Below are 12,807 nucleotides of genomic sequence, written 5' to 3' on the forward strand. Positions count from 1 at the left end.
GCCATCCTAAAATGATGATGTTCGACATAATCTCTTTTGCGACCCTTGCTATTCCGCTCGAAGCGTTGTGGTCTATTGTTGCAATGACCTCCACGGATGATTCCAAAGCAGTGGTTTCATAGACAAAATCCTCCAACGTCCTGCGGGCGGTGGCAATATTCTTTTCGGCTTCCGTATTATTGGGCACTACGGTTAAAATCGAAATGGGGAAGGAAGACCGGTTTCCTTTGATCAACACGGCGAATTCAAGCGCCTTTTCCATGTTGGCCGTGTTGATGATCGGTAGTAGCAGCCTTTCCGCAGTATCGATTTCCGAACCCCGTAAATCTTCCGCCTCCCCCGATGAGATCAGCACCTTTTTTGCCGCCCGTTCGGTGGCAAAGGAAGCGACGACACAGGTAACCAAAATCAGCACAATAGTACCGTTCAGTATATTAATGTCGATGATACCCTCGCGATATCCTACCAAGATTATGGCCAAGGTCGCCGCGGCATGGGCATTGCTAAGACCAAAGATCAACTGCCTTTGCGATTTTGAATACTTAAATACCTGTTGCGTGAAGAACGAAGCCAGCCATTTGCCCGAAATGGCCACCACAATCAAGGTTCCAGCAACGATTAAGGCCCAAGTGCCATTAAAAAGCACCCCTACATCCACCAACATGCCTACACTTATCAAGAAGAAGGGAATAAAAAGAGCGTTTCCGATAAATTCGATACGGTTGAAAAGCACCGAACTGTTTGGAATGAGCGGGTTCAAGGCCAGACCGGCCACAAAAGCACCTATGATGGCCTCAACACCAGCCAATTGTGCCAAAAAAGCCGCCAAAAAAACCATGGATAGCACAAAAATAAAATGCGCGTATTTTTCACTGGCCATTTTTTTGAAGAACCATTGGGTCATTTTGGGCACGATGTAAAACATAATCCCCATAAAAACGGCCAAGGATATGATCAGCCGTATCCAAAATTCCACCGAAAGACTTCCCTTATGCGCCCCGACAATGACCGCCAATACTATCAGAACCGCAGTATCTGTGAGAATGGTTCCCCCCACGGTTACAGCGACCGCGGGGTTGTTCGACACTCTTAATTTACTTACTATGGGGTAGGTCACCAAAGTATGTGTAGCGAACATACTGGCCGTTAATAGACTAGCATAAAAATCGTAATCCAATAGAAAATAGCATACGGGAAAACCGATCCCTAAGGGAATGGCGAAAGAGAAAAATCCGAAAGTGATACTGCGGTTACGGTGCGCCCTGAACTCGTTCATGTCGAGCTCCAGTCCCGCGATAAACATGATGTAGAGGAGGCCGACGGTAGAAAAAACCTCCGTAAAAAGTCCTTTTTCCAGTAAATTCAGGCCGTGGGGACCAATGATCGCCCCGGATAAGATAAGCCCGATTATCCCGGGTATCTTCAACCGGTTCAATACGGTCGGGGCAATCAAAATTATAAAAAGGATTAAAGAGAAGATGAGAACCGGGTTTTGCCACGGCAACCTGAAGCTTTCTGAAATATCTTCCATTCGGATAGGGTTTTATGTCTGGTACGTCATGAAAGGTTCGGCAAAGCTAAAATAGGATATTTTCGGGTAGGATATCCTTTCGCGAAAAGCTTGGTGAAAATTTAACGGCGATTCTTTTTTGATGCCTAATTTAACGTCCGTTCGTAAATGATCATCGTTTTCTTAAATTGCAGATTCCTAATTTTTACTATGACCCTCTACCCAATAGAAACCGGAAATTTCAAGCTCGACGGCGGTGCCATGTTCGGCGTGGTGCCAAAAAGCCTTTGGCAAAGAACGAACCCTGCGGATGCCAACAATATGATCGATATGTCGGCCCGTTGCCTGTTGATCGAAGACGGCGACCGCCTAATCTTGATCGACACCGGCATGGGCGACAAACAATCCGATAAGTTCTTCGGCTATTATTATCGTTGGGGCGATTTTTCTTTGGATGGCTCTTTAGCTAAACACGGCTTTCGTCGCGACGACATTACCGACGTGTTCCTGACCCATTTGCATTTTGATCACTGTGGCGGATGCATTCGATGGAACAAGGATAGAACAGGCTACGAACCAGCCTTCAAGAATGCCGTTTTCTGGACGAACGAGATGCATTGGGAATGGGCCATTCATCCGAATGCCCGCGAAAAGGCATCCTTTTTAAAAGAAAACCTACTGCCCATGCAAGAAAGTGGGCGGTTGAAATTTGTGGGCTCCGGCCACCTGGCCCCAAGAGCCGTGAATGCCGATGGGCAGAAGGGAGCAAAATCATTTTTGGAAAACTCCGGATTGGGATTTGGCATTCACTTTGTAGATGGGCATACCGATAGGCAAATGTTGCCGGATATCGATTACCATGGGAAAAAGCTGGTGTTCGTTGCGGATCTGCTTCCGACAGTAGGCCATATCCCCCTGCCCTACGTTATGGGCTTCGATACCCGACCGTTGTTGACCTTAAAAGAAAAGTCCGGATTTTTGGACGAGGCGGCCGAAAATGGGTATTACCTGTTTTTGGAACATGACGCATATAATGAAATCTGTACGGTCAAAAATACGGAGAAGGGGGTACGGGTTGATAAGGTGTTTACATTTAACCAACTATTCGGCTAGTTCAAATCGTATACGAAAAAAGCGAAGTACAAGCGTTTATTGGTCTTCATAACCCACGTATGACCCTGGCATCCCTATCAAAGAAGGCATATCCGATACATCCCTATTTCCCACCTACGATGGTTCTCGCATGGACAATGTGCGCCGCAATTCGTAGTAAAATTTTTGGATTTCCTGTTGCGAAAATGTAAAACGGGACAGTACATCCCAACAAAAATCATAAAAGAGATATAATTCAAGGTGTAAAAAGACCTTAAATCTTATCTTTGGGGGCCAAAAACAATAGAAATGTATTGTGGTGACGGCCCTTAGTATCTTTTTTAAAAAAAATTCAAGCATTATACTAACATATATATCATTTCATGACACGACTATTTCCTAAATCCCTACTAGTTCTTTTTCTTTCAATTTCCTTTTTATTTATGGGATGTGGCGCGACCGTTTTGGTCTCCACCCCCATCGAAAATGTCGACAGCACCCCGCTTAAGATATCGGACCTGACCGATGCCCAAAAGAAAAACTGGGGCCATTTAGACCTGGTCGCCGATACCATTCCCGGTATGAGTGTCGACAAAGCCTACCAGGAAATCATCAAAAACAAAAAAGGCGATAAGGTTATCGTGGCGGTGCTCGATTCCGGCATCGATCTGAAGCATGAGGACCTTGACGGCGTACTTTGGACGAATAAGGGCGAGAAACCCGGCAATCAAAAAGACGATGACAATAATGGCTACATTGACGACATCCACGGCTATAACTTTTTGGGCGATTCGTACAACGAACAATTGGAAGCGGCCCGCATCTTGAAGCTAAGATTGGGCGATGCCGCTATCCAGGCCAAGGCCAAGGCCCTGATAGATAAAAAATACGCCGAGGCCCAACAGCAGAAGCAGCAATACCAACAAATACAGCAAGCGGTAAAAAATGCCGATACCGCCGTCAAAAAAGAATTGGGCAAGGATTCCTACACCAAAAAAGACCTTGCGGGCATCAAGCCCAAGGATGCGGCCATGCAACAGCATGTAGGGATCCTGACCCAGATACTGTCCGGTGAGGAAAGTGTTGACGAAGTTTTGGTACAAATGGACAAAGGCATCGCCCATTTTTCCGATCAAGTTGACTACAACTACAATGTCGATTTTGATGGGAGAAATAAAGTCGGCGACGATCCATATGATCTAAAAGATTTAGGGTATGGCGACGGAAATCCGCAGAGCCGTGCCGATGGCGAAGACCATGGAACCCATGTTGCGGGCATCATAGCTGCCGAACGCAACAACGGCAAAGGGGCGAACGGGGTGGCCAACAACGTAGAAATCATGAGTATTCGTGCCGTTCCCAACGGAGATGAGTACGATAAGGATATTGCCTTGGGCATTCGCTACGCGGTCGACAACGGTGCCAAGATCATCAACGGTAGTTTTGGAAAAGCCTTTTCACCAAATGCAGCATGGGTATACGATGCCATCAGGTATGCGGCGGACAATGATGTACTCTTCGTGCATGCCGCGGGAAACGAGGGTCTCGACCTTGACAATCCGGACAACTTGAACTATCCGAACGACAACAAAGACTCAAGTACCGAGATTGCCGATAATGTTATCGAGGTCGGCGCACTGACCCCGAACTACGGCTCGGAAATGGTGGCAGCCTTCTCCAATTATGGAAATAACAACGTTGATATTTTTGCGCCCGGCGGCGAAATCTATTCCTCCGTGCCCGGCAACGAATACGAGTTCAACGGTGGAACATCAATGGCGGCGCCCGCAGTGGCAGGAGTCGCGGCGCTGATACGTTCTTATTATCCCAAATTGACCGCCCCACAGGTAAAACATATAATTATGGAATCGGGCCTTGCACCAAAAGCGAAAGTTATTTTGGGGGGCGATACTGCCCAAACGGCGACATTGAATCAAATCTCCAAATCGGGCAAGATAGCAAATGCGTATAATGCCCTGATTATGGCCAGCAAAGTGGCTGCAGGAGAGATTACATTATAATCCGCTTTACGCTGATCGCCTTGTGCCATGCGCTATAAAAATGCATAAGGCGTATAACCATTGACACGTATTAAAAATCATACCGTATTGAAATGAGGGTTTTCAAATTATTGTCCGTCTTAATCGGAGTTACAACGTTTTCCCATGCCCAGAACAATACTTCCTATTGGCAACAGCATGTCGATTACACCATGGAGGTGACCATTAACGTAGAGAACTACCAATACACGGGCACCCAAAAACTGGTCTATACCAACAATTCCCCCGATACCCTGAACCGCGTGTTCTACCATCTCTATTTCAACGCCTTTCAACCCGGTAGCGAGATGGACATCCGGTTGCAGAACATCAAGGATCCCGATAAACGAATGATGACCGAGGATGGAAAAAGTAGGATTGCTTCTTTATCGGACAATGAAATCGGATATTTGCATCCTTCATCCCTTTTGCAGGACGGACAAAAGGTAGATTTTAAGGAGGAAAGCACCGTTCTTACGGTAGATTTGACAACCCCTCTGCCGCCCGGGGGCAAAACGACTTTCGATATGGTGTTCCGTGGGCAGGTGCCGCTTCAAATCCGTCGCGCTGGTCGTAACAGTGAGGAAGGTGTCGCGTTATCCATGAGCCAATGGTATCCTAAATTGGCCGAATATGATTTTGAGGGTTGGCATGCCGACCCCTATATCGCCCGTGAATTCCACGGGGTTTGGGGCGATTTCGATGTAAAACTGACCCTCGATAAGGAGTACGTGGTCGGCGGAAGTGGCTATTTGCAAAACCCGCAGGAAATTGGTCACGGTTACGAGACACCGGGAACGAAAGTCAGACGGCAAAAAGGAAAGACGTTGACCTGGCATTTCAATGCGCCTATGGTTCATGACTTTATGTGGGCCGCCGATCCCGACTATCTTCACGATACCCTACAGGTCGAAAATGGGCCTATGTTGCATTTCTTATATAAAAATGACAGTGAAATCATTGGGAACTGGAAAAAATTACAGCCAAAAACGGCCGAACTGATGCAGTTTTTCAATAAAAATCTCGGTGAGTATCCATATGACCAATACTCCGTGATACACGGTGGCGACGGGGGTATGGAATACGCGATGGGCACCTTGATTACGGGAGGCAGAAACTTGGGTAGCCTTGTGGGAGTAACCGCCCATGAGATGGCACACTCCTGGTTCCAGCATGTGTTGGCCACCAACGAATCGAAACATGAATGGATGGACGAAGGCTTTACCACCTTCATTTCAAGCTTGGCCATGAACCAAGTTATGGAAGAAGGCAAGGAAAATCCGTTCGAAAACAGCTATAAAGGGTATTACAAGCTGGTCAATTCAGGACTTGAACAACCGCAGACCACCCACGCCGACCGCTATGATGTCAATTACGCCTACGGTATTGCCGCTTATAGCAAGGGCTCTGTTTTCCTCTCCCAATTGGGTTATATTATCGGACAGGACGAGCTTATGCAAACCCTGCGCAAGTATTATGGGGATTTTAAGTTCAAACACCCCGTCCCAAATGATATCAAAAGAACTGCCGAAAAAGTCTCCGGTATCCAACTCGATTGGTACCTTACGGATTGGACCCGGACCACGAACACCATCGACTATGGCATCAAGGAAGTCGTTACAGACGGCGATAAAACCAAAATTAGCTTAGTGCGTAACGGGTTAATGCCGATGCCGCTGGATGTTCTTGTCATCTATATGGATGATACGAAAGAAACATTTTATGCCCCGCTTCGCATGATGCGCGGTGAGAAGGATAATCCCTACCCACAAATAAACCGTACGGTATTAAAGGATTGGCCGTGGGCTTTTCCCACCTACGATTTTACGATCGATAAGCCCATAGAAAGCATCAAGGCGGTCGTGATAGACCCCTCACAGCTCATGGCCGATATCAAGCAGGATGATAATGTGTGGCAGGCTCCGACCCCTTAGCGCCATGGACACCACCTATCCCAAAAAGGAAAAATTAAAAAGTAGAAAGCTAATAGACCAGCTTTTTGCCCAAGGGAAATCGGCGTCCAATTATCCCATCAAACTTATCTATCTGGACACCGAACTCCCTAAAGGCGTAAAAATCCAGGCCGGGGTAGCCGTACCCAAAAAGAACTTTAAAAGTGCCGTTAAGCGCAATCGTATCAAAAGACTGCTTCGAGAAGCCTACCGCCTGAACAAACATCAGGTATTTAACAATAGCGAAGCCACTTTTACGTTTCTATTTTTATATCTTGGGAGGGAGATGCCCACTTACCTTGAAATTGAAAAGGCAATGAACGGGGTGCTTGCGCTATTTTCGAAAAGAATTTGCGACATGAATAGCGGTAGCCGATAGCAGTTGGCCGTCTTTTAGTTCGAGGTTAAAAAATTGCAGGTTCCCGATTCAAGTGAAGCCCAAATAGCATTGCTAAAATATTCCCTCAAAAAATTGATCCAATGAAAACGATACTCAAAAAACGAATCCTGATCCCGGTACTGGCGGTTACCTTATTTCTGGCGGGCAGCAGCTTCGTTAAAAGCGACTTTTTCGAAATTGCCAAACAGATCGAGATCTTTACCACCTTGTTCAAAGAGCTGAACATGAACTACGTCGACAAGACCAACCCCGCCGAGCTGATGGATACCGCCATCAAGAACATGCTCGAAGATTTGGATCCATATACCACTTTCCTCAATGAACAGGATGTCGAGACCTACCGCATCAACAATGCGGGCGAATACTCCGGTATCGGGGCCTTAGTACGCTCGTTCGAGGACAAGTTATTGATTGTTGAGCCTTATAAAGACTACCCAGCCGACAAAGCGGGATTAAAAGCCGGCGATGAAATCCTAAAAATCGGCGATATCAAGGTTTCCGATTTTAAGGACAACGCTAGTGAATTGTTGAAAGGGGCCAACGATACTTCGGTCGATGTTACCTATATACGTCAGGGCGATACCAAAACAACTACGATAACCCGAGGGGCGGTAGAGGTCGATGCCGTACCCTTTTACCAAATGATCGGCGATAAAACGGGCTATATCGTTCTCTCGAAATTCAATGCAAAGGCCTCGGGCCAAACAAAAGACGCTTTGGTCGACCTTAAGGGCAAAGGAGCTGAAAAGATTATTCTAGACCTTAGGGACAATCCCGGGGGCTTGTTATCCGAAGCCATCAACGTAACCAATCTTTTTGTGGACAAGGGCGAATTGATTGTTACCACCAAATCGAAGGTCAAAAAGTTCAATAGCGAGTACCGGACCAGGAACAGCCCTGTGGATACCGAAATACCCTTAGTTATTTTGGTCAATGGCAACAGTGCCTCTGCCAGCGAAATCGTTTCTGGCGGACTCCAAGACCTAGATCGCGCCGTAATCATGGGCGCCCGCAGTTATGGGAAGGGACTGGTGCAACGCCCCCTAAAACTGACCTACGGCACCCAGCTTAAAGTGACCATCAGCCGGTACTACACTCCGTCTGGGAGATGTATCCAATCCTTGGATTATTGGCACCGTGACGAGGATGGAAATGCCGTAAAAATGACTACTTTCAACGACTTTACCACCCGCAACGGCCGAAAGGTTCAGGACGGCGGCGGCGTACTGCCGGATATCGAAATTACCTCGGCCAAAGCGAACGAGTTGACTATGGCTTTGCTTAACAACCATATCGTTTTTGATTACGCCACGAAATATTATTACACCCATAAGATGCAAGACCTTGATAGCTTTACATTCTCGGAAAGCGATTACCAAGACTTTAAAACCTACGTTTCCAAAAGCGATTTCTCGTATGAGACAGAGACTGAAAAAGTGCTTAAAAAGGCGATGACCGATCGCGAAGAGGTTATTTTTAACGATGCCATCGAAAACGATTTTAAGACCTTGTTGCTGGATATCGAAAAAAGTAAGGTCGCCGCTTTGGAGGATTTCCAAAAAGAAATCCAACAGAAGTTAGAGGACGAAATCGTAAAACGCTACTTCTATCGGGAAGGCTTATACGACTATTACCTAAAGAACGACGAGGCGATTTTGGCGGCTACCGGGTTGTTGGGGGATGAAGGGAAGTATTTTGGGATATTGAAATAACCCCTTTTGTCGGTAGACCCCTACTCAACGCTTTCTATAAGACAATAACCCTAAGATTAAGGAAAAACGCATGCTGTACTCAGGTATAAAGGACAAAACCGCCATCGTGACCGGTGCCGGAGAGGGCATCGGTTATGCTATTTGCGAATTGCTGACCATGGCGGGCGCAAATGTCGTGCTCAATGATATCGACAGGGAACTGGCCGACAAGGCCGCAAAGGTTTTGGATGAGAAAAAAATAGGAAGCTGTCTCTCCTTCGTAGGGGACGCCGGCAATGTTCCTACAATCAACAAAATGGTCGATTTTGCACTCCAACGGTTTGGACAGATCGATTTCGTTGTTCCCAATGCGGGCATCACCTTGTTCGGCGATTTTTTGGCATTCACACAGGAATCCTTTCAACAATTAATGCAGCTGAATCTACAGGGCGCCTTTTTTTTGGCGCAACGGGCCGCCAAGGAAATGATTGCACAAGGCAATGGAGGCCGAATGGTAATGATGTCGTCACAAGTCGGGATTCGAGCCTATCATCAGCTCTCCGCTTATGGAATGACCAAAGCGGCCCTAAGAATGTTTGCGCAAAACCTGGCCTATGAGCTGGGGCAATATGATATAACCGTGAACGCCATTGCGCCCGGCGCAACCCTGACGGAACGTACGGCGGAAGAGCAGCCCGATTATGAAGGCATTTGGGGCAAACTGAATCCCAACCGAAGGGTCGGCCAACCTGAGGATATCGCCAAAACCTGCCTCTTTCTGCTTTCCGACGAAGCCTCGCACATTAACGGACAGACCATTCCGGTAGACGGGGGATGGACTACGGCAGGCAAATATCCGGAAGATTTGGTATAATCCAAATTAACCGCAAGAGGCGCTAAGAAACACGAAATTTACATGCCTTGCAAACTTTGCGCCTCTTACCGGCAAAAATACATTTCTCTATTCGTTGCTTTTCAGCTTTTCATTCTGGGTAAGTTGTCTAATCTTAACATCCCTAAAATCAATGGGCTGCCCCTCGCTCTGCAGGGCAATAAACCCTTCCTTTAACAACTGGCCATCTTTCTTTGTTTTCGGGTCAAAGCCTTCCACTACCCCGCCGCCGATTTGGGGCTTGGTGTATTCCAGTACTTTTTTACCGTTTATGATATGGGTCACCAAAGAATCCCCTCGAACGATCAGCTCGGCCTTGACCCATTGGTCGCCAAAGAACGTTTCGGAAGTCGCGTTAAGGCAGTGCCCGGGATAGATTTCCCCTTCGTAGATTATTTCGGTGCCCGGAGAGCACATATTGCCGGTTGGCCGTTCTTCACCCTCGGTGATGCCCGCCAAAAACTGCATTTCTACGGAAATTGGCCAGTTCTGCTCCTTGGGCATGGTGCGCGGGTCTTGGGAGTGGAACATTATGCCGCTATTTTTTAAGGTATACGATGGCGCTCCGGGATGCAGTTCGCCCACAAAGCGATATTCCATCGAAAGATGGTAATTTGAATAGGGAGTGTCAAAGTACAGGTGCCCGAACCGGTCGTTAAAATAGCCTTCATACTTGTCATAGCGTACCTTGATCATTCTATCCTCGACCCGAAACGTATCGCCATAATTGTCCCCCGTTTCGTAATGGTGAATTTTTGTTGTCCACCCGTCCAAGTTTTTGCCGTTGAATAGCGAGACCCAACCATCATCGGTCGCAGCTGTCTTTTGACCGCCACATTGCTGGAATACTAAGAGCAAGAGTACAATGCCAAATGCCTTTACCGATAGAACTATATACGTGTTCATTTCCTCCTTTTTTTAGTCTTGCGTCCTTTTATGACATTCTTAATTCTTACATTCTTAAACCTTAAAATACACTTTATGCTTATCCAAAAAATACGTAATATACCAAAAGATAAACAGCACCAACAAGGCATTCAACACGGCGATTGCTTGTTCTGATAGCCCTAACGGCCCGAGAAGGCCTTCCGTCCAAATCATCCCAAAACCGCGGAACCACTGTACACCTACGGTTTCCGCAAAAAGATAGATGAAAATGGAATTTGTTCCGACCACGGAGAAAATCCGGAGCCAGTCGGGGCTTTTGCCTTTAACGTCAATCGCCCAATAAAAAAGGGTCAGGGTCAGAATGGTGAGACCGCCGGAGGCCAAGGTAAACGATGAGGTGGCGATACGTTTGATGATAGGCGTAATAGTAAGCCAATCCATGGCAAAGCCCAAAATCAAGGCAGCACTGCCCCAAATGATAAACGGCTTCAACTTTTCCTTTGCGGGTACATTGGATAATAATATTCTGCCACAGACCACGCCCCAAATCGTATGCGCGGCAGTAGGGATAAAATTGACGAAGACCCAATAGCCGTCATTTACCTTACCCATGACGAGCATATCGACATAGGCACCAAAACTATTGTGGTCTCGTGCATAGGGTGTATCAGGATTATACGCGCGGTAAAGAATTTCCGTAAGAACCAATAGGACGAGTGATATACCGATCTGTATTTTGTTGGGGAGTTGCATGATAGCGTAGGCAATCAAGATAGTAAAGGCTAGTTGCACCAGCACGTTCCAAAGTTCCCAGACCAAGGCATGGCTATAAACACAGTGCAACAAAACCCCGAAAGCGAACAACAAGAAACACCTTCTCAAAATGTGTTTGGTGACCGTGCCTCGGCTTCCGGACGCCAGACGCTTGCGCAACGAAAACGGCATGGCGACCCCGACGATAAACATAAAGAAGGGTTGGATAAGGTCCCAAAACCGGAGTCCGTTCCATGGGTGGTGTTCCAATTGAAGGGCAAGTCCGGAAAAAACGGTGCCATCGGTAAGTTCCCCAAAATTGTGGTGAAAGCCGGCTGCTTCGGCGATTAGCAGAAACATGGTCAATCCCCTAAAGACATCCAGGGAAAACAAGCGTTTTGAGACATTAGAAGCCAGTTGTGACATGGAAAGGAGGTTGCTGGTTACACGTTATAGGTTGAAAGGTTGGGTTTAAAAGTGAAAATTGGAACAACACACGCCTAAGACTTTATGGCTCTAATGTAAAGAAAATATTCTTAGGTCAACCGTGGCCTTGCAAAATACGTTTTTTTGCATATCTTCAAATTCCCGATTAAGACCTTCCAAAGCATCTACGGCTTAACAAGAAAATAAAGTCCAAAATTATGACCGACAAAAGCAAAGTTTTATGCGTTCTGATTTTAATTATATCCACCCTGGTTTCCGCCCAAAAAAAGGATAGTTACCTCTGGTATACCGTATCGGATTCTTTACACCGATTTGAAGGCCAGGGCTGGGAGAATATTGGGTTTAACCGGCTGCCCGACAAGGCCGAAAATACGGTGCGCGATGCCGTTTGGAACCTCTCGAGAAGTTCTGCCGGATTAGGCGTCAGGTTTGAAACGGATTCGGACAACATTATCGTTCAGTATCAGGTCGGCGGCGATTTGGATATGGATCATATGCCGGCTACCGGGGTCAGTGGTGTCGACCTTTACGTCAACAATGGGGATGAATGGCTTTGGGCAAGGGGAGACCGTGCATTTAATGATACTATTCGGTATTCATTTAGTCTCAACGCATTGCCTCAAGGAACTCACGAACACCAACTCCTTTTTCCGCTCTACAACACTATCAAAAATCTTCGGGTCGGTGTAAATGATGGAAGTTCGTTCGGGTTTCTCTCGCCAAGGCCCGAAAAACCTGTGGTCGTATATGGCACCTCGATCGCTCAAGGTGCTTGTGCCTCTCGCCCCGGTATGGCGTGGACAAACATTCTTTCGCGAAAACTAAACTATCCGGTCGTTAACTTGGGGTTTTCCGGTAACGGAAGATTGGAACCGGAAGTCATTGCCCTTATCAACGAGATTGATGCTTCGGTCTTTGTACTCGATTGCCTGCCCAATCTTTCCCCGAACGAAAAACGGACGAAAGAAGACATCCAAAAACGCATTCGGGAGAGTGTTTTATCCCTTCGGAAAAAACATCCGCAAACCCCGATCCTTCTTGTTCAGCATGCCGGATATTCCGATGGACTTGTCGATAAGGGCCGAAGAAAAGTCTATGAAACCTTGAACTCTTGGATGACAGTGTCGTGTAAAGCCTTAAAAA

General features: G+C 46.8%; 10 protein-coding genes. 7 read left to right on the top strand and 3 right to left on the bottom strand.

Annotated features, from left to right (window positions below):
• Positions 1-1,531, bottom strand: a 1,531-nt coding sequence (locus tag ACEW8S_RS13495) for a cation:proton antiporter (protein WP_373518667.1), incomplete at its 3' end; no start/stop codon positions are given.
• Positions 1,532-1,720: 189 nt separating this feature from the next.
• On the opposite strand from ACEW8S_RS13495, the gene ACEW8S_RS13500 reads away from it, so the two are divergent.
• The 6 genes from ACEW8S_RS13500 to ACEW8S_RS13525 all read left to right on the top strand — a co-directional run bounded on the left by ACEW8S_RS13500 (position 1,721) and on the right by ACEW8S_RS13525 (position 9,558).
• Complete coding sequence (locus tag ACEW8S_RS13500) at positions 1,721-2,623, top strand: MBL fold metallo-hydrolase (protein ID WP_373518668.1); 903 nt, start codon at positions 1,721-1,723, stop codon at positions 2,621-2,623.
• A gap of 362 nt (positions 2,624-2,985) precedes the next feature.
• A complete protein-coding gene (locus ACEW8S_RS13505) occupies positions 2,986-4,623 on the top strand; it encodes a S8 family peptidase (protein WP_373518669.1) in 1,638 nt (545 codons plus the stop codon).
• A gap of 92 nt (positions 4,624-4,715) precedes the next feature.
• Complete coding sequence (locus ACEW8S_RS13510; protein WP_373518670.1) at positions 4,716-6,575, top strand: M1 family metallopeptidase; 1,860 nt, start codon at positions 4,716-4,718, stop codon at positions 6,573-6,575.
• Positions 6,576-6,579: 4 nt separating this feature from the next.
• Positions 6,580-6,972, top strand: coding sequence for a ribonuclease P protein component (gene rnpA / locus ACEW8S_RS13515; protein ID WP_373518671.1), 393 nt, complete (start codon positions 6,580-6,582; stop codon positions 6,970-6,972).
• 101 nt (positions 6,973-7,073) lie between these two features.
• The gene (locus ACEW8S_RS13520; protein ID WP_373518672.1) at positions 7,074-8,705 is read left to right on the top strand and encodes a S41 family peptidase; all 1,632 of its coding nucleotides are present in this window, start codon (positions 7,074-7,076) and stop codon (positions 8,703-8,705) included.
• Positions 8,706-8,775: 70 nt separating this feature from the next.
• Positions 8,776-9,558 carry an SDR family NAD(P)-dependent oxidoreductase gene (locus ACEW8S_RS13525; RefSeq protein WP_373518673.1) on the top strand — a complete coding sequence of 261 codons (783 nt, stop codon included), beginning with the start codon at positions 8,776-8,778 and terminating at the stop codon, positions 9,556-9,558.
• An 87-nt stretch (positions 9,559-9,645) separates the two neighbouring features.
• Here the strand turns inward: ACEW8S_RS13525 and ACEW8S_RS13530 are convergent, their stop codons facing one another.
• Both ACEW8S_RS13530 and ACEW8S_RS13535 read right to left on the bottom strand, forming a co-directional pair.
• Positions 9,646-10,482 carry a DUF1080 domain-containing protein gene (locus ACEW8S_RS13530; protein ID WP_373518674.1) on the bottom strand — a complete coding sequence of 279 codons (837 nt, stop codon included), beginning with the start codon at positions 10,480-10,482 and terminating at the stop codon, positions 9,646-9,648.
• 54 nt (positions 10,483-10,536) lie between these two features.
• Positions 10,537-11,643, bottom strand: a complete 1,107-nt coding sequence (locus ACEW8S_RS13535; RefSeq protein ID WP_373518675.1) for an acyltransferase family protein — start codon at positions 11,641-11,643, stop codon at positions 10,537-10,539.
• Positions 11,644-11,861: 218 nt separating this feature from the next.
• Here ACEW8S_RS13535 and ACEW8S_RS13540 point away from each other — a divergent pair.
• A partial coding sequence (locus ACEW8S_RS13540; RefSeq protein ID WP_373518676.1) for an SGNH/GDSL hydrolase family protein occupies positions 11,862-12,807 on the top strand: 946 nt, incomplete at its 3' end.

The sequence above is a fragment of the Pricia sp. genome (assembly GCF_041745955.1).
Lineage (GTDB): Bacteria > Bacteroidota > Bacteroidia > Flavobacteriales > Flavobacteriaceae > Pricia.